Annotated in this window: 21 protein-coding genes, 2 tRNA genes, 4 rRNA genes and 1 riboswitch; of the genes, 17 read left to right on the top strand and 10 right to left on the bottom strand. The window is 63.3% G+C overall.

All coding sequences use genetic code 11. The features are described 5' to 3' along the window. The first annotated feature begins 11 nt into the window (after nt 1-11). The 3 genes from V6Z91_RS11850 (at nt 12) to V6Z91_RS11840 (ending at nt 1,552) form a co-directional block, all read left to right on the top strand. Entirely contained in the window at nt 12-515 is a 504-nt protein-coding gene (locus V6Z91_RS11850) for a hypothetical protein (RefSeq protein ID WP_338770571.1), read from the top strand. A 78-nt stretch (nt 516-593) separates the two neighbouring features. Further along, the gene (locus V6Z91_RS11845; protein ID WP_338770570.1) at nt 594-944 is read left to right on the top strand and encodes a DUF1840 domain-containing protein; all 351 of its coding nucleotides are present in this window, start codon (nt 594-596) and stop codon (nt 942-944) included. Nucleotides 945-1,246: 302 nt separating this feature from the next. Continuing rightward, nucleotides 1,247-1,552 carry a hypothetical protein gene (locus tag V6Z91_RS11840; protein ID WP_338770569.1) on the top strand — a complete coding sequence of 102 codons (306 nt, stop codon included), beginning with the start codon at nt 1,247-1,249 and terminating at the stop codon, nt 1,550-1,552. Between the two features lie 360 nt (nt 1,553-1,912). Here V6Z91_RS11840 and rrf (V6Z91_RS11835) read toward each other — a convergent pair. The 9 genes from rrf (V6Z91_RS11835) to V6Z91_RS11795 form a co-directional block, all read right to left on the bottom strand. Then, nucleotides 1,913-2,025: ribosomal RNA gene (rrf, locus tag V6Z91_RS11835) — 5S ribosomal RNA — on the bottom strand. A gap of 126 nt (nt 2,026-2,151) precedes the next feature. After that, nucleotides 2,152-5,025 (bottom strand): 23S ribosomal RNA (locus tag V6Z91_RS11830). A 217-nt stretch (nt 5,026-5,242) separates the two neighbouring features. Next, a tRNA-Ala gene (locus V6Z91_RS11825) sits at nt 5,243-5,318 on the bottom strand. Nucleotides 5,319-5,338: 20 nt separating this feature from the next. Then, nucleotides 5,339-5,415, bottom strand: a tRNA-Ile gene (locus V6Z91_RS11820). Between the two features lie 93 nt (nt 5,416-5,508). Next, nucleotides 5,509-7,039 (bottom strand): 16S ribosomal RNA (locus V6Z91_RS11815). Together the 16S, 23S and 5S rRNA genes with 2 tRNA genes alongside form the textbook arrangement of a ribosomal RNA operon. Nucleotides 7,040-7,393: 354 nt before the next feature. Continuing rightward, nucleotides 7,394-8,140 carry a phosphatase PAP2 family protein gene (locus V6Z91_RS11810; protein ID WP_338770567.1) on the bottom strand — a complete coding sequence of 249 codons (747 nt, stop codon included), beginning with the start codon at nt 8,138-8,140 and terminating at the stop codon, nt 7,394-7,396. A gap of 1 nt (nt 8,141) precedes the next feature. Then, nucleotides 8,142-9,785, bottom strand: a complete 1,644-nt coding sequence (locus V6Z91_RS11805; RefSeq protein WP_338770566.1) for a phosphoethanolamine--lipid A transferase — start codon at nt 9,783-9,785, stop codon at nt 8,142-8,144. 67 nt (nt 9,786-9,852) lie between these two features. Further along, complete coding sequence (locus V6Z91_RS11800; RefSeq protein WP_338770565.1) at nt 9,853-11,103, bottom strand: HAMP domain-containing sensor histidine kinase; 1,251 nt, start codon at nt 11,101-11,103, stop codon at nt 9,853-9,855. Further along, entirely contained in the window at nt 11,100-11,792 is a 693-nt protein-coding gene (locus tag V6Z91_RS11795; RefSeq protein WP_338770564.1) for a response regulator transcription factor, read from the bottom strand. The genes V6Z91_RS11800 and V6Z91_RS11795 overlap by 4 nt, the downstream gene beginning before the upstream one ends. A gap of 41 nt (nt 11,793-11,833) precedes the next feature. Here V6Z91_RS11795 and cobT point away from each other — a divergent pair, with 41 nt between their 5' ends. From cobT to V6Z91_RS11725, 14 genes are all read left to right on the top strand, one after another. Further along, nucleotides 11,834-12,865 (top strand): nicotinate-nucleotide--dimethylbenzimidazole phosphoribosyltransferase, encoded by a 1,032-nt coding sequence (gene cobT, locus V6Z91_RS11790; RefSeq protein ID WP_338771810.1) that lies wholly within the window; start codon nt 11,834-11,836, stop codon nt 12,863-12,865. Nucleotides 12,866-12,868: 3 nt separating this feature from the next. After that, on the top strand, nt 12,869-13,633 hold the full coding sequence (locus V6Z91_RS11785; protein WP_338770563.1) for an adenosylcobinamide-GDP ribazoletransferase: 765 nt from the start codon (nt 12,869-12,871) through the stop codon (nt 13,631-13,633). Continuing rightward, nucleotides 13,609-14,169, top strand: coding sequence for a histidine phosphatase family protein (locus V6Z91_RS11780; RefSeq protein WP_338770562.1), 561 nt, complete (start codon nt 13,609-13,611; stop codon nt 14,167-14,169). The genes V6Z91_RS11785 and V6Z91_RS11780 overlap by 25 nt, the downstream gene beginning before the upstream one ends. Before the next feature lie 37 nt (nt 14,170-14,206). Then, nucleotides 14,207-14,446, top strand: a riboswitch (cobalamin riboswitch). A gap of 71 nt (nt 14,447-14,517) precedes the next feature. Then, the gene (locus V6Z91_RS11775; protein WP_338770561.1) at nt 14,518-16,368 is read left to right on the top strand and encodes a TonB-dependent receptor; all 1,851 of its coding nucleotides are present in this window, start codon (nt 14,518-14,520) and stop codon (nt 16,366-16,368) included. Between the two features lie 82 nt (nt 16,369-16,450). Further along, nucleotides 16,451-17,473: an iron ABC transporter permease gene (locus tag V6Z91_RS11770; RefSeq protein ID WP_338770560.1), complete on the top strand. Its 1,023-nt coding sequence runs from the start codon at nt 16,451-16,453 to the stop codon at nt 17,471-17,473. Then, nucleotides 17,473-18,246, top strand: a complete 774-nt coding sequence (locus V6Z91_RS11765; protein WP_338771807.1) for an ABC transporter ATP-binding protein — start codon at nt 17,473-17,475, stop codon at nt 18,244-18,246. The genes V6Z91_RS11770 and V6Z91_RS11765 overlap by 1 nt, the downstream gene beginning before the upstream one ends. After that, nucleotides 18,243-18,863: a cob(I)yrinic acid a,c-diamide adenosyltransferase gene (cobO, locus tag V6Z91_RS11760; protein ID WP_338770558.1), complete on the top strand. Its 621-nt coding sequence runs from the start codon at nt 18,243-18,245 to the stop codon at nt 18,861-18,863. The genes V6Z91_RS11765 and cobO overlap by 4 nt, the downstream gene beginning before the upstream one ends. Further along, nucleotides 18,863-20,152 carry a cobyrinate a,c-diamide synthase gene (locus V6Z91_RS11755; RefSeq protein ID WP_338770556.1) on the top strand — a complete coding sequence of 430 codons (1,290 nt, stop codon included), beginning with the start codon at nt 18,863-18,865 and terminating at the stop codon, nt 20,150-20,152. The genes cobO and V6Z91_RS11755 overlap by 1 nt, the downstream gene beginning before the upstream one ends. After that, nucleotides 20,149-20,706, top strand: coding sequence for a bifunctional adenosylcobinamide kinase/adenosylcobinamide-phosphate guanylyltransferase (gene cobU, locus V6Z91_RS11750; RefSeq protein ID WP_338770555.1), 558 nt, complete (start codon nt 20,149-20,151; stop codon nt 20,704-20,706). The genes V6Z91_RS11755 and cobU overlap by 4 nt, the downstream gene beginning before the upstream one ends. Beyond that, nucleotides 20,700-21,638 (top strand): adenosylcobinamide-phosphate synthase CbiB, encoded by a 939-nt coding sequence (gene cbiB / locus V6Z91_RS11745; protein ID WP_338770553.1) that lies wholly within the window; start codon nt 20,700-20,702, stop codon nt 21,636-21,638. The genes cobU and cbiB overlap by 7 nt, the downstream gene beginning before the upstream one ends. Next, nucleotides 21,631-22,614 (top strand): threonine-phosphate decarboxylase CobD, encoded by a 984-nt coding sequence (gene cobD / locus V6Z91_RS11740; RefSeq protein ID WP_338770551.1) that lies wholly within the window; start codon nt 21,631-21,633, stop codon nt 22,612-22,614. The genes cbiB and cobD overlap by 8 nt, the downstream gene beginning before the upstream one ends. Continuing rightward, nucleotides 22,611-23,483: a cobalamin-binding protein gene (locus V6Z91_RS11735; protein WP_338770550.1), complete on the top strand. Its 873-nt coding sequence runs from the start codon at nt 22,611-22,613 to the stop codon at nt 23,481-23,483. Before cobD ends, V6Z91_RS11735 begins: the two co-directional genes overlap by 4 nt. Before the next feature lies 1 nt (nt 23,484). Further along, the gene (locus V6Z91_RS11730; RefSeq protein ID WP_338770549.1) at nt 23,485-24,927 is read left to right on the top strand and encodes a cobyric acid synthase; all 1,443 of its coding nucleotides are present in this window, start codon (nt 23,485-23,487) and stop codon (nt 24,925-24,927) included. A 77-nt stretch (nt 24,928-25,004) separates the two neighbouring features. Beyond that, complete coding sequence (locus V6Z91_RS11725; RefSeq protein WP_338770548.1) at nt 25,005-26,462, top strand: DHA2 family efflux MFS transporter permease subunit; 1,458 nt, start codon at nt 25,005-25,007, stop codon at nt 26,460-26,462. 130 nt (nt 26,463-26,592) lie between these two features. Here the strand turns inward: V6Z91_RS11725 and rrf (V6Z91_RS11720) are convergent. Continuing rightward, nucleotides 26,593-26,705 (bottom strand): 5S ribosomal RNA (gene rrf, locus V6Z91_RS11720). Nucleotides 26,706-26,750 lie beyond the last annotated feature (45 nt).

Here is a 26,750-nt window from a genome sequence, read left to right as displayed (position 1 = left end):
ACCATCGTTGCATGAAACTCTCCCTGACGATTCCGACGATTCTCGCCGTGGCAGCGGCGGTGAGCGCCTGCAGCCCGAAACTCGACTGGCGCGACTACCGCGCCGCGGACGCAGCCTATTCGGTGCTGTTCCCAGGCAAGCCGGCGACGCACACGCGCACCGTCAAGCTCGACGGGCGTGATGCGCCGATGACGATGACGGCCGCTGAAGTGGACGGTACCGTGTTCGCCGTCGGCAGCGCTGAGCTGGCAGACGCGCCCCAGGCCGAGGCCGCAGTCCAGTCGTTGCGCACCGCCATGGTGCGCAATATCGGCGGCACCATCACCAGCGAGGCGGTACGGGAAGGCGGCTTGGAGATTGCGGCCCATGGCGCGAACAACGGGCGGCCGATGCAGTTGCATGGCCGATTCCTGGCGCGGGGAAGCCGTGCCTACCAGGTGATTGTCCTCGGGCCCGAGAAGGCGGTCGACACTGAAAACATTGACACCTTCATCCGTTCATTTAAGCTGAACTGAAACGCTGGCGTGCGTGCCAGTGTCCGCCGGTAAGCCGTGATATCGTTGGACCATTAAAACAACACGTCAGGAAGCGCCATGTTAATCACATTCAAATCCCAGACATCGCCCGATGTCACGATGGTCCAGGAACACGCTCAACGGATCCTGGATGTGCTCAACAAGAATCATACGCGCGGTGTCATCACTGCCGCCGAGGCGGCGCAGGCCGTGCAATTGCTGGAGAAGGAAGTTGCGCTGAGCAAGCTGCACCCGGAAGTGGATGCCGACCATGCCAACCATACTCATCCGCATCACTTGCCCAACGACGATGAGTCGCCGGAAATGGCCGAGAAAAACCACATCGGCTTTGCCCAACGGGCATTTCCGCTGCTGGAAATGCTGCGGGCGGCGCGGGATGGCAACGATAATATTGTCTGGGGAATCTGATCTCCGCTCGCCATTATCTCGGTACCTGATATGAAAGCCCCTGCCGGTATTACTGGACAGGGGCTTTTTGACATCCGGACCGTTGTTTCGCCTCCGCCGAAGGCGTGGTAGCCCTGGTTAGCCTTGGTGACAGGCACCTTTTCCTGCCCAGAGGTGTTTAGCCGCTGCGGCGGACGGGCTTGCCCGCACCCCGGAAACGAAGTGCGGCGGCCTGAGTCTCATGGTTCAGGCGCACCTTCTTTGAAGGGCCCATATCGTCGTGTTGGCCCTGTCGCTCACACTCCTGTTATCGAACCGCGATTATGAATGATCTAAAGGATAGGCTTATACGAGCATGTAATAAGCTTGCGCTGTCATTTGATTCCGACTTTGTATGGGCAGCGCACGATGGGCGAATTCTTCATCCCGTCCTTCGTATTCCTGAGCTCGGCGCACCGAATGGAATCCTGATATTTCAGGATTATGATGAGGTGGGTGAATATGCGGATTCAATTGGCAAAGCCGGCTTTGGTTATGCGGTTTTGAACGAGCCTCTGCCTGATGAGAATTTCGATCTCTCTACATATCGTGAGATGTTTGAGGACTGGGGGCTTAATTCCGGTGACTGAACAACCGGCGCTTGATTGACAAACAGTCGAGCAGTGAGGTCAAGCAGTGTTTCGCCGAGCGAATGGCGCAGTGCTTGGAATGCTGCGGAGCCTGGCCAGCTCGAAGCGGAGGGTACGCACGGATGAGACGGAAGCAGAAAATGGAAAAAGCCCGCAGCGATCACGCTACGGGCTTTTCTCGGAATAACAGCCTGACGATAACCTACTTTCACACTGGTTGCAGCAGTGAGGTCGGGCAGTGCCCGGCCGAACGATCGGCGCATTCGACAGCTCGAAGCGGAGGGTGGGCACGGATGAGACGGAAGCAGAAAATGGAAAAAGCCCGCAGCGATCACGCTACGGGCTTTTCTCGGAATAACAGCCTGACGATAACCTACTTTCACACTGGTTGCAGCACTATCATCGGCGCAAAGTCGTTTCACGGTCCTGTTCGGGATGGGAAGGGGTGGGACCGACTTGCTATGGTCATCAGGCATGACTTGTACGCAGTATCGTCCCGCTACAGGGCGACGCTACTGCTCAATCTGGATTCAGTAAAGTTTTGGGTCACTCATCAAGAGTAAATGCACTGAAAAATTAAATACAACCGTCAAGGTTATAGGGACAAGCCGTACGGGCAATTAGTATCAGTTAGCTTAATGCATTACTGCACTTCCACACCTGACCTATCAACGTCCTGGTCTCGAACGACCCTTCAAGGAGCTCAAGGCTCCGGGAAATCTCATCTTAAGGCAAGTTTCCCGCTTAGATGCTTTCAGCGGTTATCTCTTCCGAACTTAGCTACCCGGCAATGCCACTGGCGTGACAACCGGTACACCAGAGGTTCGTCCACTCCGGTCCTCTCGTACTAGGAGCAGCCCCCTTCAAATTTCCAACGCCCACGGCAGATAGGGACCAAACTGTCTCACGACGTTTTAAACCCAGCTCACGTACCACTTTAAATGGCGAACAGCCATACCCTTGGGACCGGCTACAGCCCCAGGATGTGATGAGCCGACATCGAGGTGCCAAACTCCCCCGTCGATATGAACTCTTGGGAGGAATCAGCCTGTTATCCCCAGAGTACCTTTTATCCGTTGAGCGATGGCCCTTCCATACAGAACCACCGGATCACTATGTCCTACTTTCGTACCTGCTCGACTTGTCGGTCTCGCAGTTAAGCACGCTTATGCCATTGCACTATTAGCACGATGTCCGACCGTACCTAGCGTACCTTCGAACTCCTCCGTTACACTTTAGGAGGAGACCGCCCCAGTCAAACTGCCTACCATGCACTGTCCCCGATCCGGATAACGGACCAAGGTTAGAACCTCAAACAAACCAGGGTGGTATTTCAAGGTTGGCTCCACGAGAACTGGCGTCCCCGCTTCAAAGCCTCCCACCTATCCTACACAGATTGGTTCAAAGTCCAATGCAAAGCTACAGTAAAGGTTCATGGGGTCTTTCCGTCTAGCCGCGGGTAGATTGCATCATCACAAACACTTCAACTTCGCTGAGCCTCGGGAGGAGACAGTGTGGCCATCGTTACGCCATTCGTGCAGGTCGGAACTTACCCGACAAGGAATTTCGCTACCTTAGGACCGTTATAGTTACGGCCGCCGTTTACTGGGACTTCAATCAAGAGCTTGCACCCCATCATTTAATCTTCCAGCACCGGGCAGGCGTCACACCCTATACGTCCACTTTCGTGTTTGCAGAGTGCTGTGTTTTTATTAAACAGTCGCAGCCACCATTTTATTGCAACCCTTTCACCCTTCTGCAGTAAAGCAGTCAAGCTACCGGGGCGTACCTTTTCCCGAAGTTACGGTACCAATTTGCCGAGTTCCTTCTCCCGAGTTCTCTCAAGCGCCTTAGAATACTCATCTCGCCCACCTGTGTCGGTTTGCGGTACGGTCTCGTATGACTGAAGCTTAGAGGCTTTTCTTGGAACCACTTCCGATTGCTTCAGGGTCAATGACCCTTCGTCCCAGTCCCTTGAATTACGTGCCCGGATTTGCCTAAGCACCTTCTATGAACCAGAAACTGACTATTCCAACAGTCAGACAACCTTCCGCGATCCGTCCCCCCATCGCATCATACGACGGTGCAGGAATATTAACCTGCTTCCCATCAGCTACGCATCTCTGCCTCGCCTTAGGGGCCGACTCACCCTGCTCCGATGAACGTTGAACAGGAAACCTTGGGCTTACGGCGTGCGGGCTTTTCACCCGCATTATCGCTACTCATGTCAGCATTCGCACTTCTGATACCTCCAGCAGCCTTTACAAGCCACCTTCGCAGGCTTACAGAACGCTCTCCTACCATATCCTTACGGATATCCGCAGCTTCGGTGACTGGCTTAGCCCCGTTACATCTTCCGCGCAGGACGACTCGATCAGTGAGCTATTACGCTTTCTTTAAATGATGGCTGCTTCTAAGCCAACATCCTGACTGTTTTAGCCTTCCCACTTCGTTTTCCACTTAGCCAATCTTTGGGACCTTAGCTGGCGGTCTGGGTTGTTTCCCTCTTGACGCCGGACGTTAGCACCCGACGTCTGTCTCCCAAGCTCGCACTCACCGGTATTCGGAGTTTGCAATGGTTTGGTAAGTCGCGATGACCCCCTAGCCATAACAGTGCTCTACCCCCGGTGGTGATACTTGAGGCACTACCTAAATAGTTTTCGGAGAGAACCAGCTATTTCCAAGTTTGTTTAGCCTTTCACCCCTATCCACAGCTCATCCCCTAATTTTTCAACATTAGTGGGTTCGGTCCTCCAGTGCGTGTTACCGCACCTTCAACCTGGCCATGGATAGATCACTTGGTTTCGGGTCTACACCCAGCAACTGACGCCCTGTTCGGACTCGATTTCTCTACGGCTCCCCTATATGGTTAACCTCGCTACTGAATGTAAGTCGCTGACCCATTATACAAAAGGTACGCCGTCACGGAACAAGTCCGCTCCGACTGTTTGTATGCACACGGTTTCAGGATCTATTTCACTCCCCTCCCGGGGTTCTTTTCGCCTTTCCCTCACGGTACTGGTTCACTATCGGTCGATTACGAGTATTTAGCCTTGGAGGATGGTCCCCCCATATTCAGACAGGATTTCTCGTGTCCCGCCCTACTTGTCGTACGCTTAGTACCACCGGCCTGATTTCGTGTACGGGGCTATCACCCACTATGGCGCCTATTTCCAGAGGCTTCCACTATCAGTCCGACTATCACGTACAGGCTCTTCCCATTTCGCTCGCCACTACTTTGGGAATCTCGGTTGATTTCTTTTCCTGCAGCTACTTAGATGTTTCAGTTCGCCGCGTTCGCCTCACACACCTATGTATTCAGTGAGTGATACCCTGAAAGGGTGGGTTTCCCCATTCGGAAATCTTCGGATCAAAGCTCGTTTGTCAGCTCCCCGAAGCTTATCGCAGACTACTACGTCCTTCATCGCCTGTAATCGCCAAGGCATCCGCCATGTGCACTTAGTCACTTGTCCCTATAACCTTGACGGCTATAGCTTCAAATGCATTTACTACTGTGTTTGATGAGTTTTGTATGCGTTCTTTCGAACACTACCCTAAGTGTGAATCTTTCGATCCACGCTTAATAAAACTTTACTTCATCCAGATTGTTAAAGAACGAAACAGCTTAGATCTCTAAAAGATCAAACCTAAACATCTTGTGCTTACGTTTGATATCTTACGCAGATGCGTTGGTGGAGGATGACGGGATCGAACCGACGACCCCCTGCTTGCAAAGCAGGTGCTCTCCCAGCTGAGCTAATCCCCCAGGGATTTCTGTGCAATACGTGGTGGGTCTGGTTGGGCTCGAACCAACGACCCCCGCGTTATCAACACGGTGCTCTAACCAGCTGAGCTACAGACCCGCATGATCTTGCGGTGCTACTGTTTCTTCTTCATTCGACAGTCGATAAGTGTGAGCGTTTGATGCACGACCTTACGGTCAGTGCCTACTCTAGAAAGGAGGTGATCCAGCCGCACCTTCCGATACGGCTACCTTGTTACGACTTCACCCCAGTCACGAATCCTACCGTGGTAAGCGCCCTCCTTGCGGTTAAGCTACCTACTTCTGGTAAAACCCGCTCCCATGGTGTGACGGGCGGTGTGTACAAGACCCGGGAACGTATTCACCGCGACATGCTGATCCGCGATTACTAGCGATTCCAACTTCATGTAGTCGAGTTGCAGACTACAATCCGGACTACGATACACTTTCTGGGATTAGCTCCCCCTCGCGGGTTGGCGGCCCTCTGTATGTACCATTGTATGACGTGTGAAGCCCTACCCATAAGGGCCATGAGGACTTGACGTCATCCCCACCTTCCTCCGGTTTGTCACCGGCAGTCTCATTAGAGTGCCCTTTCGTAGCAACTAATGACAAGGGTTGCGCTCGTTGCGGGACTTAACCCAACATCTCACGACACGAGCTGACGACAGCCATGCAGCACCTGTGTTCAGGTTCCCTTTCGGGCACCCTCCAATCTCTCAGAGGTTCCTGACATGTCAAGGGTAGGTAAGGTTTTTCGCGTTGCATCGAATTAATCCACATCATCCACCGCTTGTGCGGGTCCCCGTCAATTCCTTTGAGTTTTAATCTTGCGACCGTACTCCCCAGGCGGTCTACTTCACGCGTTAGCTGCGTTACTAAGTCAATTAAGACCCAACAACTAGTAGACATCGTTTAGGGCGTGGACTACCAGGGTATCTAATCCTGTTTGCTCCCCACGCTTTCGTGCATGAGCGTCAATCTTAGCCCAGGGGGCTGCCTTCGCCATCGGTGTTCCTCCACATCTCTACGCATTTCACTGCTACACGTGGAATTCTACCCCCCTCTGCCAGATTCCAGCCTTGCAGTCTCCAACGCCATTCCCAGGTTAAGCCCGGGGATTTCACGTCAGACTTACAAAACCGCCTGCGCACGCTTTACGCCCAGTAATTCCGATTAACGCTTGCACCCTACGTATTACCGCGGCTGCTGGCACGTAGTTAGCCGGTGCTTATTCTTCAGGTACCGTCATGAGGTACGGATATTAGCCGTACCCTTTTCTTCCCTGACAAAAGAGCTTTACAACCCGAAGGCCTTCTTCACTCACGCGGCATTGCTGGATCAGGGTTGCCCCCATTGTCCAAAATTCCCCACTGCTGCCTCCCGTAGGAGTCTGGACCGTGTCTCAGTTCCAGTGTGGCTGGTCGTCCTCTCAGACCAGCTACTGATCGTCGCCTTGGTGAGCCTTTACCTCACCAACTAGCTAATCAGATATCGGCCGCTCCAGGAGCACAAGGCCTTGCGGTCCCCTGCTTTCATCCTTGGATCGTATGCGGTATTAGCGTAACTTTCGCTACGTTATCCCCCACTCTTGGGCACGTTCCGATATATTACTCACCCGTTCGCCACTCGCCGCCAGGCCGAAGCCCGCGATGCCGTTCGACTTGCATGTGTAAAGCATGCCGCCAGCGTTCAATCTGAGCCAGGATCAAACTCTTCAGTTTAATCTCTGTTGTCTCGGCATTGCTGCCGAGGGTCACTTACTCAAGAATACTGACGAATCATCCGAAGATGATTACGTTTATTACTTGTGTAAGCGTTTGATGCTATATATTTTGAGCTACGGGACCGAAGTCCCGGGCACATCATCAAACGCCCACACTTATCGACTGTTGATTGTTAAAGAATTCTGCCCTTGAAGGCGTGCTGCCGAACTGCTTGAGCTCGTCGACAAATCGTTGTGTTTGTCAGCAGCAGAGAGATGAGATTATGCGGTGTTTCGTGCAGCTCGTCAACCCCTCGGTTTGTATCGCAATGTTGCTCAAGCGATTCAAACATCCTGTCGCATCGTTTCGTTTTCACGGCTGCGTTGCGGCAGGGACAGAATTATAGCCAGCCCCAAACCGCCTTGCAAGCCCCTTTGAGTTCATGAGGTAAATGGCAAGCACGAGCGCACAGGCAATCCACGCGGACCACAGCGTATGCGTCAGGAAATGCGCACCACGCAATTGCTGAATCCAACCGACAGCTAGCCCGAATATCAACATTGATAACCCAACGGCAATTCCCTTGGCGCGGCTATGCGGCCACCAGAATGCTGCAATCGATATGAGCCAGAGTGCGCTCGACGCATGCCCGCCCGGCATGCAGTGGCCCGCCGCGACGCCGGAAGGCATCCATTCGAGCAGGCGGACGTAAGGTTCGCTGCCGCCATACCGCTGCAAATCCCAAGGGCAATGCGAGGTACTGAATTGCTTGAGCAGGCTGATTACCAACGGCACCGCCACGGCCGATATGGCGACCACGCGCATCCCTACCCGCGTGGCATCGCTCCAACCCGGCCTCGGCCGCACGGCGTCCCACAGCGCCAGTGCAACGGCACTACCGCCCAATGCGGAAAGGAGCGACTTCAGTATCACGTGATTGAAGCGCTCGGCCAGCCAGGCATGCTGCATCGGGAAGTGGTGCGCCGCGTGGTCGAATACGGCATCGGCCAGTGCGAGGTCGATATCGGTGAAGTGACCGATCCACAGGATCAGCAGGCCGGACAGCAACAGGGCTGCACCCGCCGCACGCGCCGGACGCGAAAGCAAGGAGCGCCGCATGTCAATTCCGGCGCGTGCAGGGGTGAATGGCGTCGAGCTTCGGGTTATACACCGCCGTGCTCACGTTCAGCAGCCCCAGCACCGTGTGGAACACGTTATCGTGCGAGAACTGCTGCGTGGCACGCGCAGCGAGGCAACTATTGTCGATCTTGAACCGTTCCCGGAAACCGTCGGAGACCCACAGCATCATGGGCACGCGGCGCTGCTCGGCCGGCGAAATGATATAAGGCGCCCCATGCAGGTACATATTGTGTTCCCCCAGCGATTCGCCGTGATCGGAGAAATACAGCATCGCCGTGTCGACACCGTCTTCCGCCGCGGCGGCGCGCAGCAGGTCGATCGTCCTGCTCAGCACGAAATCCGTGTACAGGATCGTGTTGTCGTAGGCTGCGGCGATCGATTCGCGCGAACAATCTTCCAGCTCGTTCGTGCGGCACACTGGACCGAACTTGCCGAACCCGGCCGGATAGCGCTTGAAATATTCCGGGCCATGGCTGCCCTTCTGGTGCAGCACGATCACCAGGTCCTTGGGTGAAGCGCGAATCATCTCGCGCAAGCCGCCGAGCAGCCGCTCGTCGTAGCACTCTTCGGCGTTGCATAGCGGATCGCCCGGCTTCGGCTGCGAGACGTCTTCATAACGCACGCGGTCGCAGGTCCCCTTGCAACCCGAGTTATTGTCGCGCCACAGCACGTCGAAACCGGCATGCTTCAGCACGTCCAGCAAGCCTTCCTGGCTGGCTGCCTTGTCGGCAGAGTAGCCATCCCTGCCGAGATTGGAGAAAACGCAGGCAACGGACACGGCCGTCGCCGTGCCGCAGGAGCTGACGCTGGCGAAATTGACTAACCCTGCCTGTGCGGCCAGCAAGGGATTGGTGGTGCGGGTGTAGCCGTTGAGCGAAAAACTCATGGCGCGCGCCGTTTCGCCGACGACGATGATCGTCACGGTGCGCTTGCCGGGCTGCGCCGCCCATTGGGACCCGCGGCCCGCATCCGTGCCGAGCGGCGCGATCACGGCCGGCGTGGCCCACTTGCGCTTCAGGTAGCCGTGCGTCGCCTGGAACATATTGGTGGGCGTCAGCAGGAACCGCAGTTCGCGGTGCTCCCGCACGGCCGGCGCCAGCGTCTTGAAGAGCAACATCAGCAGCCCGGCGATCGCCAGCAGCGACAGCGCGACGGTGCCCAGCTTGGCGAGCAGGTCGCGCCGCACAGGCGGGAAGCGCAGCGGCAGCCGCCACACGAGCAGCGACGGCACGATACCCAGCAGCGTCACCGTTTGCAGCATCTGCCAGCTCAACAGTTCGTGCGCTTCCCGTGTATCGGTCTCGACCACGTTCTGCACCATCGCGGCGTCGATCACCACGCCGTACTGGTTCATGAAGTACGAGGCCGCCGAAGCGCCCAGGAACAGCACGATCAGCACCGGCTTGATGACAAAACGGAAATTGACCAGCGTGAGGATTGCGTTGAACAACAGCACCAGCGCGACGAACGCTCCCAGGTACACGGGCAGGTTACCGAGCCGGATGCCGCCCGTCGCGGAAACGAACGTCTTCCAGAAACTGCTGTTATAGGCCAGCACCAGGAAGGTGGAAGCGCCCAGTGTGAGCATGGGCGCGCCAATACGCGGCAGTGTAGCGATCTTCACCGTTGAGACTCCTGAATCGAAGCGTCAACGATACCGATGCGCAAGTAAACGTCGCGTCAAGCACCGGTTAAGCAGGGGTTAAGCGGGGTGCGGTTGCCGGAAAATGAATTTCTATGCAACTGCCTGCGGCGACTTCCCTCAGCACCAGCGATGCGCCGAGGTGGGCGGTAATGCGCTGCACGATGCCCAGCCCCAGCCCGGTGCCGGACGAACCGCGCGCATCGCCGGGGATCGGCTCGTCGCGCAGGCGCGCACGCGCCGCCGGGGGCAAGCCCGGGCCGGTATCCTCGACGATCACGCTGCGCCCTTCCAGCCGCACCTCGACGTGGCCCTGCTGCGTGTACTGGCAGGCATTGCGCACCAGGTTGCCGACGGCAGCCAAGACCAGCTCGCGCACGCCATGCACGGTGAAATCCTCGCCGCCGCCGTAGCGCAGCTCGACGGGACGCCCTGCCACCAGCACCTGGCAACGTGCCACCTCTTCGCGCGCCAGCGCCTCCGCCGACATCGGGGTCCATTCCAGCCGCTCAGGCGAGCGCGCCAGGCGCAGCAGCATCGACGTGACATCGCTTGCGTCGCGCGCGGCCCGATAGATCCGTTCGGCCGGCGCATGCAGCGCGGGATCCTGCGCCGTGCGCGCCAGCAGCACCTCGGCGGCGCCGGCGATCACGGTCAGCGGGGTGCGCAATTCGTGGCTGACGTCTCCGGTGAAGAACCGTTCGCGGTCCAGGAACTGCCTGAGTTCCTGGGTATGGCCGGCGATGGTGCGCGACAGCAGGCCCAGTTCATCCTCCCTTTGCTGCAAGGGCAAGGTGGGTTCGCGTGCCTCCACGGCCCGCGCCAGCTCGACGATCGGATTGACGATGCGGTTGCCGAGGAAGCGCCCCAGCACCACCGCGAAGGCCATGAAGCCGCCGAAGGCCACCGCGAACATCGAGTACACCACCAGCTCGATCCGCTCGTAGGCGCTGTCGTGGTCCACCACGGCAAACTCGCCTTCCGCGTTGCGGCCCTTCAGCACGTGCAGGTCGACACCGTCGACCGTGACTTCATGCACGCCTTCCTCGAGCGCACGCAAGGAGCGCGGTATCCCGTCGCCCATGTGGTAACTGAGCCCTGCCGGCATTTCCACGGGCAGGCCACCTGCATGGCGCGGACCGGCCCAGGCGGCCACTTCCTCCAGTCGCACGTCGACCAGCCGCACCTCGATGCCCTCGACGGCCAGCGCGGCGATGACGGCGAAAAAGACCGACGACACGGTGGCGAACGTAAGATACGCCACCGTGATGCGCCGCCGCAGCGACTCCTTTCCGTTCATTGCCCGGCGTCCGCCGCGTCCACCAGCTTGTAGCCGATCTTCGAGATCGTGCGCAGCATCTGGTGCGGGAAAGGCTTGTCCAGCGCCTGGCGCAGCGCGTGGATGTGCACGCGCAACGCATCGGTATCGGGCGGGTTGTCGCCCCACACCTCGTGTTCGATCTGTTCGCGCGTCACCACTTTCGGCGCCTCCCGCATCAACAGGCGCAGGATCGTGTAACCCGTCTTCGTCAGCGCCAGCGGCCGGCCGGCGCGCTTGGCCTCGAAGGTCTCGGTATCGAACGTCAGGTCGCCGAACGCCAGCACGGCATTGGCGGCATGGGCGCCCTTGGCGCGGCGCACCAGCGCCTTCAGGCGCACTTCCAGCTCGACCAGGGAAAACGGCTTGACCAGGTAATCGTCGGCACCGCTGTCGAAGCCGGCCACCTTGTCTTCCAGCGTGTCGCGCGCCGTCAGCATCAGCACCGGCATGTCCTTGCGCAGCTCGCCGCGCAGCTTGTGGCACAGTTCCAGGCCGTTCATGCCGGGCAGCATGACGTCCAGCACGACGGCGTCGTATTCGTTCTGGGCGGCCAGCGCCAGCCCGCCATAGCCATTGGCCGCCGAATCGAGCACATGGCCTTTCGGCTCGAGAAAGCCGTACAGGTTGGCGACGATGTCGGGATTGTCTTCGATGATGAGGATGCGCATTGCGACATTATAATTCCGGCTTTCGCTACCGTTCCCGTTCCATGAACCTGCCCACCATCGCCGCCACGGCCGACGCCGAGCTGGCCGCGCGCCTCGCGCACGCCATCGACAACAAGACCAAGCCGCCTGGCAGCCTGGGCATGCTGGAAACGCTGGCGCGCCAGGTCGGCCTGATCCAGCGCACCACGGCGCCGGCGATCGACGCGCCGGCCATCCTCGTCTTCGCCGGCGACCACGGCGTGGTCGCCGAAGGCATCTCGGCCTTCCCGCAGGACGTGACGTGGCAGATGGTCGAGAATTTCCTTTCCGGCGGTGCGGCGATCAATGTGTTCGCCGCGCAGAACGGCTGCGCTCTGCAGGTGATCGATGCCGGCGTGGCGCACGACTTCGGCGCCCGCGCCGGCCTCACGGACCGCAAGATCGCCCACGGCACGCGCAACTTCGCAGTCGAGCCGGCGATGACGGCGGAACAATGCACGCAAGCGCTGGCCCACGGCATGGTGCTGGCCGAAGCGCTGCCGGGCAATGTGCTTGGCTTCGGTGAAATGGGCATCGGCAATACCACGGCCGCCGCCGCCCTGATGCACAAGCTGACGGGCATCCCGGCCGCCGCGTGCGTGGGCGCCGGGACCGGCCTGCCGCCGGCGGGCGTGCTGCACAAGGGCCGCGTGATCGAGGCCGCGGCGGCGCGGCACGTTGGCACGACCGAGCCGCTCGACGTGCTGGCCACCTTCGGCGGCTTCGAGATCGCCATGATGGCGGGCGCCATGCTGAAGGCGGCCGAGCGCCGCATGGTGCTGCTGATCGACGGCTTCATCGTCACCAGCGCCCTGCTCGTGGCGGCACGGTTGCAGCCGGCGATCCTCGACTATTGCGTGTTCGCGCACTGCTCCAATGAAAACGGCCACCGGCAGATGCTCGAGGCGCTGGGCGCCAAACCGCTGCTGCAGCTCGACCTGCGGCTCGGCGAAGGCACGGGCAGCGCGCTGGCGTTGCCGCTGCTGCACGCGGCCGTCAATTTCCTGAACCGCATGGCCACCTTCGACTCGGCCCAGGTCAGCGGGAAGAGCTGAACGATGCTGCAGGTGCGGCTGTTCTTCATCGCGCTGCAATTCTTCACGCGCCTGCCGATCCCCCGCTGGGTGGGTTTCGAACCGCACTGGCTGCACCACGCCTCGCGCTACTTCCCGCTCGTCGGCCTCGTTGTCGGCGCCGCCGCGGCGGCCGTCTACTGGGCGGCGGTGCAGGTCTTGCCATCGGCCGTTGCCGTGCTGCTATCCACCGCCGCCGGCATCTATCTCACCGGCGCCTTCCATGAAGATGGGTTTGCCGACACCTGCGATGGCCTGGGCGGCGGCATGACCCGCGAGCGGGCACTGGAAATCATGAAGGATTCACGCATCGGCGCCTACGGTGCGATCGGGATCATCATGCTGCTCGCCGTGAAATGCGCGGCGCTGGCCCACCTGCCGCCGCTCGGCGCAGTCGCCGCGCTGTGCGTCGCACATCCGCTCTCGCGCCTGATGGCGGCAAGCCTGATCTGGAAGATGGACTATGCCCGCTCCGAGGGCAAGGCCAAGCCGATGGCGCAGCAGATGACCGGCGGCGAATTCGCCATCGCCCTGGCCTGTTGCGTGCCGGCCGTGCTGGCGGCCATGCTCCTGGGCTGGCTGGAGTGGCGGAGCATCGCGCTCGGCATTGCGGCGATGGCGCTCGTCACGCTATGGTTTGGCCGCAAGCTGCGGCAACGGCTGGGTGGCTATACGGGCGATGGCCTGGGCGCGGTCCAGCAATTGACGGAAGCGGCGTTTTACCTGTGCGTGCTGGCGCGGTGGAGCTGATCCTCGTCCGCCATCCGCGACCGCTCGCGGCGGACGGCATTTGCTACGGCCGCGCCGACCTCGCGCCCGATCCGGCCGAGCTGGCCCGCGTGCATGCCATGCTGGCCGCGGCGGGATTGCCCGGCGGTGCGCCACTGTTCTCAAGTCCCTTGCGCCGTTGCGCCGACCTGGCCCGGCTCCTGTCGCCCGATGTGCTCCTCGACCCGAACCTGGCCGAGATGGATTTCGGTAATTGGGAAGAACGCAGCTGGCAAGACATCCCGCGCGCGGAAGTCGATGCCTGGGCGGCCGACCTGCTGCACTACCGCCCCGGTGGCGGGGAATCGGTGCTGGCCGTGGCGCGCCGCGTTGCAGCGGCAATGGGCGCGATCCGGCGGCACGGCAGCGAACGCGCCGTCGTCATCTGCCACGCCGGCACCATGCGCCTGGCGGCCACGCTGGCCGGTGGCGCGCCGCTGGAACAGGCGGCGTTGGCCGCCGCGGCCAGCCCGCACCGCATCGCCTACGGAGAAATGCTGCGGCTGACAGCGACTTGATAGCGGCTCGATACCCGCTCGATACCCGCTTGATACTTTATAATTGCACGGTTTTGGTGCCCGCGCCCGAGTCCTCGAGCGCAGTTAAACGGGAAATACGAAGCCGTATCCACGGCCAACGTATGCTGCCCCCGCAACGGTAAGCAGGCAGCCGCGCGAACGCGAATATGTTCACTGCGCGGCAGCAGTCCGCAACAGCCACTGTGCGAATTCGCATGGGAAGGCCGGACCGTGATGCCCGCCAGCCCGGATACCGGCCAGAACAGGTGGAGCCGCGCCGGGCGTGCGCTCTGTTCAATCCGGCCTGCGGGGACGTTGGCCGGTTGCCCACTTTTACCAAGATTTGCCATGACCTCTCCTGTAGCATCCCAGGCGGCGCTCGCCTCGCTGGCGCTGGCCATTGCCGCGCCGGCGGCCCACGCCCAGGCCACCGCCATCGATTCCATCATCGTCACCGCCACCCGCACGCCCACCCTGGCCAGCGAGGTGATCAGCGATACCGTCACCATCTCGGCCGAGGAAATCGCCAACTCCGGCGCCGGTTCCCTCACCGAACTGTTGCAGCGCCAGCGCGGCCTCGAAGTGTCGCGCACCGGCGGCCCTGGCACCCAGTCGAATGTCTTCATCCGCGGCGCCAACGGCAACCAGAGCGTGGTGCTGGTAGATGGCATCCGCATCGCCTCCGCCTCGACCGGCTCGGCCAGCTGGAACGGCATTCCACTGTCGGCCATCGACCGTATCGAGATCGTGTACGGCCCCTTGTCCACGCTGTACGGCGCGGACGCGATCGGCGGCGTGATCCAGCTGTTCACGAAAAAAGGCAGCGGGGCGCCATCGATCGCCGCCTCCATCGGCGGCGGTACGCACGACACCTATGCCGCAGATGCGGCCGTATCCGGCGGCACCGACCGGCTGAGCTACGCCTTCTCCGTCGGCAAGGAGCGCTCCGACGGCTTCTCGTCGACCCGTCGCCCCAGCGCGAACTTCGACCCGGACGACGACGGCTACGACCGCAAGAGCGCGGCGGGCCAGGTGGCGTACAAGCTGTCGCCGGGTCATGAAGTGGGCGCGATGTTCTTCTACACCGATACCGTGTCGGATTACGACAGCAAGGACTTCGCTTCCTACAGTACGCAAACGGTTAGCAATGTCGGGGTGTATGCCCGCAACCAGCTCCTGCCGTTCTGGACGATGCTGGTGCAGGCTTCGCAGTCGCGCGACAAGTCCGGTTCGGTCTACGGCGTGGGCGCGTTCGGCTCCAGCCAGATCGACACCACAACCAGCACCTTCACGTGGCAGAACGATTTGCGCATCGGCGGCGACAACCTGCAGCTGCTGTACGAGCACCGCAAGGAAGACGTGGATGGCTCCACCGCCGCCCTGAACCGCGCGCGCCACACCAACTCGGTCGCAGCCAACTACAGCCTGAAACGCGGCGCCCACCTGGCCAACGTGGGCGTACGCCGCGATGACAACTCGGAATACGGCGCGAAGACCACCGGTTCGGTCGGCTACGGCTACCGCATCACCAGTGCCTTGACTGCCGAGGCAAGCTACGCCACCAGCTTCCGCGCCCCGTCGTTCAACGAGCTGTATTACCCCGGCTACGGCAACAAGAACAACAAGCCGGAAGAAGGCCGCAATGCCGAAGTGGGCCTGCGCTACGACGACGGCACCACGCAGCTGGCCGCCGTGTATTACCACAACAAGCTGGACAACCTGCTGCTCAATACGAGCCCGTGCCCATACCCGAACGACGGAGAGAAGTACGAGTGGGGCTGCGCCTACAACATCAACAAGGCGCTGCTGGAAGGCCTGTCGCTGACGGCCGAGCGCCAGATGGGCAAGCTGCTGCTGACGGCGAACGCCGACTTCGCGGATCCGAAGGACGAGACCACCGGCAAGCGCCTGCAGCGCCGCGCCAAGCGTCACGCGAACATCGCCGCCGAGTACGACATGGGCGCGCTTCGCGGCGGCGTGGAATGGCAACTGTCCTCCAGCCGCTACGACGATGCCGCCAACCGCAATCGCCTGGCCGGCTACGGCGTGGTGAACCTGTTCGCCACCTACCGCTTCAACCAGGACTGGTCGGCGCTGGTGCGCTGGAATAACGTGGGCGACAAGGACTACGAACTGGCCCGCTTCTACCAGACGGGCGGCTCGAACGTGTTCGCCGCCCTTCGATATGGTTTCAAATAAGGGCTTCAGGTAACGCCGGCATCAAGTAGTGCTAAGCTGCCGGGCGCGCCGACGCGCCCGGCGTTTCACCAACAGGCAGAACATGCATCCACTTTCCGCCCACCTGCGCTACCGCACCGGCGTAATCACCGCCGGCCTGCTGCTGGCATCGATCGCCAGCCTGCTGTTCGCGGGCGCTACGGGCTCCGTATCCATTCCGCTCGCCGACCTGCCCGGCGCGCTGCAAGAATTGCTGGACGGCCGCACCGGGTCGCTGGCCGCCACCCTGCTCGACCTGCGCGCGAGCCGCGCGCTCACCGCTTTCGTGACCGGCGCCACGCTGTCGCTGGCTGGCGTGATGATGCAGACGCTGCTGCGCAATCCGCTCGCCGATCCCTATGTGCTGGGGATTTCGGCCGGTTCCGCCGTCGGCGCGCTGGCCGCGCTGATGCTGATGTGCGCCGCCTGGATGGTCGACCTGTCCGCCTTCGCCGGCGCCGTCGCCGTGTCCATGCTGCTGTATTTCCTGGCCCGGCGCGACCTGCGCTGCGGCAGCGCCGCCGAGGGCGGCACCGCCCTGCTGCTGTTGACGGGCACCATCCTTTCCGCCGCCTGCGTGGCGCTGATCACGCTGATGCTGTCGATCGCGCCCGAAAGCCGCCTGCGCACCATGGTGTTCTGGCTCATCGGCGACCTGGCCGGCGCGCCGCTGCGCTGGCTGCCGTGGGTCGTGCTGGCCGGTGGCCTGGTGTTCGCCTTGCGTGCGGCACGTTCGATGAATGTGCTGGCCCTGCATGCGGAAGCGGCGAGTACGCTCGGCATCCGCGTGGGCGCGCTGCGCAAGGGGCTGTTTTTCTGTTCCGGCCTGCTGACGGCCAGCGCCGTCACCACCGCGGGCAGCATCGGTTTCGTGGGCTTGATCGTGCCGCATGCGTGCCGCTTCGCATTCGGCCCCGACCACCGCGTGCTGATCCCGGCCGCCACCCTGGCTGGCGGCGCCTATCTCGTGCTGGCCGATACGCTGGCGCGCACCGTGATCGCGCCGCAGCAACTGCCGGTCGGCGTGGTCACCGCGCTGATCGGCACGCCCGTCTTCCTTTACCAACTGCACCGCTTGCGCAAATGATGCTCGTCACCGAACAGCTGCACCTCACGGCCGGCGCCCGCGTCCTCGTGGACAAGCTGGACTGGCAGGTCGCCGATGGCGAATGCTGGAGCATCATCGGCCGCAATGGCGCCGGCAAGAGCACGCTGATGCGCACGCTGGCCGGGCTGCGCGACCCGGACGGCGGCCAGGTACTGCTGAAGGGCCGCCCGCTCGGCGCCTGGCCGCTCGAAGCGCTGGCGCGCGAGCGCGCCTTCCTCGCGCAGTCCCGCAGCGACGCATTTTCCTACACCGCGCTGGAAACCGTGCTCTCCGCCCGCCATCCCTACCACGACAAGCGCTATTGGGAAGACAGCGACGATCACGCCATCGCGCTGAGCATGCTGGCGGCGATGGAAGTCGAGGATCTGGCGGCACGCGACGTGCGCACACTGTCCGGCGGAGAGCGCCAGCGAGTGGCCATCGCCGCCCTGCTGGCGCAGGACACGCCGCTGCTGCTGCTCGACGAGCCGGCCAATGCGCTCGACCTGGCGCACCAGGTGGGCGTGATGGGCCTGCTCGCGAAGCTGTGCCGCGAGCAAAACAAGACTATCGTGATGATCGGCCACGACCTGAACCTGGCCCACAGTATCTCGACCCATGCTCTCCTGCTGATGGGCGACGGCCGCTGGCTGGCCGGCGCCAAGGGCGACGTGATGCAAGCCGACATCCTTTCCGATTACCTGCACCACCCGATCGAAACGGTGCGCCACGGCGCCCGCACGATCTTCATTCCCAACGAGGCAAACGCATGAGCACTCCCGACGATACCGCGGCACTGAACGAGCGCCACCGCGCGCGCATGGAACGCAAGAAGGCGATCATCGACGCGAAGATCGCCGCCGCCGACAAGGAAATCGGCATCATCGTCGTCAACACGGGCAACGGCAAGGGCAAGAGCTCGAGCGGCTTCGGCATGGCGATCCGTGCGCTGGGCCATGGTATGAAGGTCGGCGTGGTGCAGTTCATCAAGGGCGCCATGTCGACCGGCGAGGAAAAATTCCTGCGCCGCTTCCCCGACGAAGTGAGCTTCCACGCGATGGGCGAAGGTTATACGTGGGAGACCCAGGACCGCGAGCGCGACATCGCCAAGGCCCGCGAAGCGTGGGAACAGGCCAAGCGCTTCCTCGCCGATCCGGCGATCGGCATGGTGGTGCTCGATGAGCTGAACATCGCGCTGAAGTACCGCTACCTGGACGTGCATGCCGTGATCGCCGACCTGCTTGAGCGCCCGCCCATGCAGCACGTGGTCATCACCGGCCGCGGTGCCCCGCCAGAGCTGGTCGAGATCGCCGATACCGTCACGGAAATGAACGTGGTCAAGCACGCATTCAAGGCCGGCATCGCGGCGCAAGCCGGCACGGAGTGGTGATGGGCGCCCGCGCGGTATTGATCGCGGCCGTCGCCTCCGGCCAGGGCAAGACCACGGTCACGGCGGCGCTGGCACGCAAGCTGGCGCGCGCCGGGCGCCGGGTGCGCGTGTTCAAGTGCGGGCCGGACTTCATCGACCCGATGGTGCTGGGCCGCGCCAGCGGCGCGCCGGTGGAATCGCTGGACCTGTGGATGGTGGGGCGCGAGCGTTGCCACCGGCTGCTGGCCCAGGCGGCGCGGGAGGCGGACGATATCCTGATCGAGGGCGTGATGGGGCTGTACGACGGCACGCCCTCGGCGGCCGACCTGGCTCGCGAATTCGGCGTGCCCGTGCTGGCCGTGATCGATGCGGGCGCGATGGCGCAGACCGCCGGCGCGCTGGTGCACGGCTTGCGCGACTACGGCCCGGTGACGATGGCCGGCGTGATCGCCAACCGCGTCGGCAGCCCTGGGCATGCCGCGATGGTGAAGGCTTCGCTGCGCGACATTCCCTTGTTCGGCACGCTGCCGAAGCAAACCCGTTCGCTGCCGGAGCGGCACCTCGGCCTGGTGTTGCCGGACGAAGTCGACGAGGTGGACGCGATCCTCGACGAACTGGCCGGCCAGCTCGTATTCGACGAAGCGGCGTGGAACGCCCTGCCCCCCGTCCCGTTCGAAGAGCCGGTGCCCGAGGCGCCGATGCCGGCCGCGCTGGCCGGCAAGACGGTCGCCATCGCCCGCGATGCCGCGTTCGTCTTCGTCTACGCGGCAAACCTGGACACGCTGCGCAAGCTCGGCGCCGACATCGCCTGGTTCTCGCCGCTGGCGGACGAGCCGGTACCGCGTCAGGCCGATGCCGTCTACCTGCCGGGCGGCTATCCCGAATTGCATGCGCCACGCCTGGCCGAAGCCCAGGCGTGGCGCGCGTCGATCCGCGCCGCGCATGCGACCGGCGTGCCGATCCTGGCCGAATGCGGCGGCATGATGGCGCTGGCGGACACTCTCGACGATGGCGCCGGCCAGTGGCCGATGGCCGGGCTGCTGCCGGGGAACGTCATCGTGCAGCAGCGGCTGGCGGGCCTGGGGCCGCAGGCGATGCCGACGCAGCACGGCACGATGCGCGGGCACACCTTCCATTACTCCCGGCTGGAGACGGCGGCGCCGGTATCGGACTACACGAGCAAGAACCCGTCCGGCGCCCAGGGCGAGGCCGTGTACCGGATCGGATCGCTGACCGCCTCGTACTTCCACGGCTACTTCCCGTCGAATCCTGAAGCGGTGGCGGCCATGCTGTCGAGGAACGCGCCGTGAGCCGCACGCTGGTACTGGGTGGCGCAAGGTCCGGCAAGAGTGCGCATGCCGAGCGGCTGGCCGCGCAGTCGGGCAAGGAAGTGGTCTACGTGGCCACTGCCGGTGCCGGCGATGCCGAAATGGCCAGGCGCATCGCCTTGCACCGCGCAGCGCGGCCGGGCCATTGGCTGACGGTCGAGGAACGGCTCGCGCTGGCGGCAACCCTGGCGCGCTGGCGCGCGCCGCACCGGCTGGTGCTGGTCGATTGCCTGACGCTGTGGCTCACGAACCTGCTGTTCGCGGACGGCACCGAGTACCCCGACGTGGGCGAGATCGCCCTGCCGGCGCGCTTTCACGAAGAGCGTGCCGCATTGCTGGAACAACTGGCCCGCGACGATGGCGATGTGGTCTTCGTATCGAACGAAGTGGGCATGGGCATCGTGCCGTTCGGCGCCGTCACGCGCGCGTTCGCGGACGAAGCGGGCCGCCTGAACCAGGCGGTGGCCGCGGCGTGCGACCGGGTCGTCTTCGTTGCCGCCGGCCTGCCGCTCGTGCTCAAGGGTGCACCATGCTGAGCGGCCTGTCGTGGCCGATGGTGGCGCTGCTGCTGGCGGCCGGCGTGCTGCTCGACCTGCTGCTGGGCGAGGCACGGCGCTTTCACCCGCTGGTCGGCTTCGGTAATCTGGCCGGCGCCATCGAGCGGCGCCTGAACCGCGGCACTGCGCGCATCCTGCGCGGCACGCTCGGCTGGATGCTGGCGGTGCTGCCTTTGACGGTGCTGGCCGTGTGGCTGTGCGGTGCCATTGGCGCGGCCATGCACGCGCTGCTGCTCTACTTCTGCATCGGCCTGCGCAGCCTGCGCGACCATAACCTGCCGATCGCCCAGGCACTGCGCCGAGGCGACCTGCCGGCCGCGCGCGAACTGACCGGGCGCATCGTCAGCCGCGACACCTTCGAGGCGAGCGAAGCCGACCTGGCCAAGGCCAGCGCCGAATCGTTGCTGGAAAACGGCAACGACGCCGTGTTCGGCACGCTGTTCTGGTTCGCCGTGGCCGGCGGGCCCGGCGCACTGCTGTTCCGCCTGGCGAACACGCTCGACGCGATGTGGGGTTACCGCAATGCCCGCTTCCTGCTGTTCGGCCGCGTGGCCGCGCGCATCGACGACGTGCTCAATTACGTGCCGGCGCGGCTGACCGCCCTGTCCTACGTGCTGCTCGCGCCGGGCGCGGCCGGCAAGCGCCTGGCCTGGCGCTGCTGGCGCGAACAGGCGGCGGCGTGGAGCAGCCCGAATGCCGGGCCGGTGATGGCCAGCGGTGCCGGCGCGCTCGGCCTGGCGCTTGGCGGAGCGGCGCAATACGACGGCGAGATCGAACAGCGCCCGCCGCTGGGGCGCGGCGTGCCGGCGACGGCGGCCGACATCGAACGCGCCTGGCGGCTGGTCTGGCGTACCACGCTGCTGTGGCTTGCCGTGGCACTCGTCGTCGCATGGGGAGTACGGCATGCCTGAACATGGCGGCAACCTGCGCGACGCGGCCCGGCTATATGGCCGCGGTGACTGGCTCGACCTGTCGGCCGGTTTGAATCCACACTGGTATCCAGTGCCAGGCTTGCCCGGCAATGCCTGGCACCGGCTGCCGGAACCCGATACGGAGCTGGTGGCGGCGGCCTGCCGGTATTACCGGGCGCCGCGCATGCTGGCGGTGGCCGGCACGCAGGCGGCGATCCAGGCATTGCCGCGCCTGCGCGCGCCATCACGCATCGCCGTATCGTCGCCATCGTATGCGGAACACGCGCATCACTGGTCCCTGCATGGCCATACCGCCCGGCTGGTGCCCTACGAGGAGCTGGCGGCGGCGGTCGACGCCAGCGATGTGGTGGTGGTCTGCAATCCCAACAACCCGACCGGCGCCACGGTGCCTCGCGCGGAGTTAATGCGCTGGGCGGATGCGCTGGCGGCCAGGGGCGGCTGGCTGGTCGTCGACGAAGCATTCGCCGATACGGATGAAACGCACAGCGTGGCCGACCACGCCGGCCGGCCCGGCCTCATCGTGCTGCGCTCGGTCGGCAAGTTCTTCGGCCTGGCTGGGGTGCGCCTCGGCTTCGTTGCGGCACATGCGGACCTGCTGCATGCACTGGATGAAGAGCTGGGCCCCTGGCAGGTCAGCGGCCCCGCCCAACTGATCGGCAAGGCCGCGTTGCTGGACGATGCGTGGCATGCCGAAACCCGCGCACGGCTGCGCGCCGAAGGCGAGCGGCTGGATACGCTGCTTGCCGCGCACGGTATCGCGTCCCGCGGCACGAGCCTGTTCCGCTGGTGGCCGGAGGATGCGCCCGAAGCATTCCACGATCACATGGCCCGGCGCGGTATCTGGGTGCGGCTGTTCCGCGCAGGACCGCGCGGTATCCGCCTCGGCCTGCCGCCGGATGAAGCGGCATGGACGCGCCTTGCGGGCGCCCTCGCACAATGGAAGGAAACCCGATGAAGAAACTGGTATTGCTGGCCGCCCTGCTGGCGGCGCTATCCGCGCAGGCCGCCGTGTCCGTGCGCGACGACGACGGCAAGACGATTACCCTGCCCCGGCCGGCCGAACGCATCATCTCGATGTCGCCGCACGTGACGGAAATGCTGTTCGCGGCCGGTGCCGGCGGCAAGCTCGTCGGCGCGGTCGACTATAGCGATTACCCGGAAGCGGCCAAGGCAGTCCCGCGCGTGGGAAGCAACCGCGAGGTCGACCTGGAGCGGGTGCTGTCCCTGAAGCCAGACCTCATCGTGGTGTGGCGCCATGGCAGCTCGGAGCGGCAGATCGAGCAGCTGCGCAAGCTGGGCATTCCACTCTTCCACAGCGAACCCAGGTCGCTCGACCGGATTCCCGACAACGTGGCGGCGATGGGCAAGCTGGCCGGCACGGAAGCGGCGGCCGAAGCGACGGCGGCGGACTTGCGCAAGCGTCTCGCGGCCGTTCGCGCGAAGTATGCGGGCCGCCCCGCCGTGCGCGCGTTCTACCAGGTGTGGGACAAGCCGCTGTACACGCTGAACGGTGCGCATATCGTCAGCGACGCGCTGCGCTTGTGCGGCGGCGAGAATATCTTCGCATCGCAGAAGGTTACCGCGCCGGTGGTGAGCATCGAGGCGGTGCTGAAGGAAGACCCGGAAGCCGTGTTCAGCACGGCTGAAAAGGAACAGGGCGGCGCGGCAATGTGGCGCCAGTTCCCGAACCTGCTGGCCACGAAGAACGACAACCTGTTCACGATCGACGGCCACCTGCTGAACCGCGCCGGCCCGCGCATGATCCAGGGCACCGAGCAGCTGTGCGAAAAGCTGGAAATCGCCCGCCAGCACCGAAAGCGCTGAGATGCATTTCCCTTTCAGGACGCTGATGGTGCAAGGCACCACCTCGGACGCCGGCAAGAGCACGGTGGTGGCGGCCCTGTGCCGCCTGTTGAAGCGCAACGGGGTGGCGGTGGCGCCGTTCAAGCCGCAGAACATGGCGCTTAACAGCGCTGTTACGGCGGATGGCGGCGAGATCGGCCGCGCCCAGGCCTTGCAGGCACTGGCGGCCGGCATCGCGCCGCACACCGACATGAACCCGGTGCTGCTGAAACCTTCGTCCGACATCGGCGCCCAGGTCATCATCCATGGCAAGGTGCGCGCCGAGATGAATGCGCGCGATTACCACGGCTACAAGACGGTGGCGATGGGAGCGGTGCTGGAATCGCATGCGCGGCTGGCCGCGCAATACGATGCGGTGATCGTCGAAGGCGCCGGCAGCCCGGCGGAGATCAACCTGCGCGACCGCGACATCGCGAACATGGGCTTCGCGGAAGCCGTCGACTGCCCGGTGGTGATCGTGGCCGACATCGACCGCGGCGGCGTGTTCGCCCACCTGGTCGGCACGCTGGCCTGCCTGTCCGAGAGCGAACGCGCGCGCGTGATCGGCTTCGTCATCAACCGCTTCCGCGGCGACATCAGGCTGCTCAAGCCCGGCCTGGAGTGGCTGGAACGGCAGACGGGCAAGCCGGTGCTGGCCGTGCTGCCCTACCTGCACGGCCTGTTCCTCGATGCCGAGGATGCGGTGCAGGCCACGCAGGATCACAAGGGAGACTTCCGCGTGGTGGTGCCGAGCCTGCCCCGCATGAGCAATCACACGGATTTCGATGCGCTGCGCGCACACCCGGACGTTGACCTGCAATTCATTCGCGAAGGCCATGCGATCCCGTCGGCCGACCTGATCGTGCTCCCGGGCAGCAAGAACACGCGGGGGGATCTCGCCTGGCTGCGGGCCCAGGGTTGGCCGCAGCGCATTGCGCACCACCTGCGCTACGGCGGCAAGGTGATCGGCATCTGCGGCGGCTTCCAGATGCTGGGGCGGACCGTGGAGGACCCTTACGGCGTGGAAGGTTCTCCCGGCGATTCGGCCGGCCTCGGCCTGCTCGACATGACCACGGTGATGTCGCGCGAGAAGCGGCTGCAGCAGGTGGGCGGTCATTGCCTGTTCGCGGATTCGCCGGTGGCCGGGTATGAAATCCATATGGGCGTGTCCTCGGGGGCGGCGCTGGCGGCGCCGGCGTTCCAGATCGACGGACGTCCGGAAGGCGCCATTTCTCCGGATGGCCAGGTGCTCGGCACTTATCTTCATGGAGTGTTCGACACGCCGGGGGCCTGTTCCGCGCTGCTGCGCTGGGCGGGACTCGGCAGCGAACGGACCGTGGACCTGGCCGCGCTGCGCGAAGCAAGCCTGGAACGGTTGGCCGATGCGACCACTCCGCTGCTGGAGGCGCTGCTAGCCCATAAGTAGTGTGAAGGCGGCACTGGACTTCGTGCTTTGCCGCTTTGTGCAACAATCGCTGGACCTGCCGTCACTCCCGAAGTGCAATGTCCAGCTCAGAAACCATCACCAAGCGCTATCTCCCCTGGGTCGTCGCCGCGGCCCTCTTCATGGAGCAACTCGACTCCACGATCGTCAACACCGCCATCCCGAGCATGGCGATCAGCCTGATGGTGACACCGCTGAGCCTCAAGGCGGTCGTCACCAGCTATATCCTGAGCCTTGCCGTGGCGATCCCCGTGAGCGGCTGGATGGCCGACCGCTATGGCACGCGGCGCGTGTTCATGACGGCGATCGGCATCTTCACGGTGGCGTCGATTTTGTGCGGCCTGTCGGTGAATTCGCCGATGCTGGTGGCGGCGCGGCTCCTGCAAGGGTTCGGCGCCGCGATGATGATGCCGGTCGGCCGGCTGGCGATCGTGCGCACCTTCCCGAAGGCGGAGCTGCTGACGGCGATGAACTTCGTAATCATTCCGGCGCTGATCGGGCCCTTGCTGGGCCCGACCGTCGGCGGCTTGATCGTGCACTGGATGTCGTGGCGGGAGATCTTCTTCATCAACGTGCCGGTGGGCCTGGCGGCGATCTGGCTCGCCCATAAATACATGCCGGACTACAAGGGCGAGGAAGCGCGGCCGCTCGATGTGATGGGCCTGATCCTGTTCGGCACCGGCGTGGCGCTGCTGTCATGGTTGCTCGAGATCTTCGGCGAGCATCGCCTGGATATCACGTCGTGGGGGGTGCTGTTCGCGATCTCGGTCTGCCTGCTGGCCGCGTATGGCTGGCATGCGACGCGCGAACAGTTCCCGCTGCTGCGGTTGCAACTGTTCAAGATCCGCACGTTCCGCGTCTCGGTGCTGGGCGGCTTCTTCACGCGGCTCGGCGTCGGCGGCCTCCCCTTCCTGCTGCCGCTGCTGTACCAGCTGGGCCTCGGCCTGCCGGCTTGGCAATCGGGCTTGCTGATGATGCCTTCGGCCGCCGCGGCGATGTTCATGAAGTTCTTCTCGGCCCGTCTGCTGGCCCGCTTCGGCTACCGGCAGGTGCTCGTCGTGAACACGGCATTCATCGGCGTGACGATCGCCATGTTCTCCTTCGTGCAGCTGGGCACGCCAATCTGGGTGATCGTGCTGATCTCGCTATGCCAGGGCTTCTTCAACTCCCTGCAATTCTCGAGCATGAACACGATCGCGTATGCCGATGTGAGCCAGAAGGATTCCAGCATGGCGAGCACCATGGCCAGCTCGATGCAGCAGCTGTCGATGAGCTTCGGGCTGGCGTGCGGCTCGCTGATCACCGGTTGGTACCTGGGCGACATGCCGCAGACGGACCGCGTGGTCTTGACGAGCGCCCTGCACCACGCATTCCTGACGCTGGCCGGGCTGACGGTTCTTTCCGCCGGCATGTTCTGGACGTTGAAGAAGAACGATGGCGAGAGCATCAGCAGGGGGACGAAGGCAAAGGAGCCCGAGACGGTGGTGGCGACGGCGGAACAGACGCCGGCGCAGTGAAGCGGCAGCATTGTCCAGCCCGTGTCTCGCGGTGCCAGGCACTGAGAGACACGAACTCAGCATTAGGGATAACGAGCCGAGAAAATAAAAAAGCCGCTGCGGGGACGCAGCGGCTTTTTTCGTATAACTAGTCTGACGATAACCTACTTTCACACTGGTTGCAGCACTATCATCGGCGCATTATCGTTTCACGGTCCTGTTCGGGATGGGAAGGGGTGGTACCGACATGCTATGGTCATCAGACTTGACCGGTTGGCTCGCGCAGGGCGCGGTGCCTAAAATCTTTTA

This window comes from Massilia sp. METH4 (genome assembly GCF_037094685.1).
Lineage (GTDB): Bacteria > Pseudomonadota > Gammaproteobacteria > Burkholderiales > Burkholderiaceae_D > Rugamonas.
This window is presented reverse-complemented; position numbering and strand designations above follow the sequence as displayed.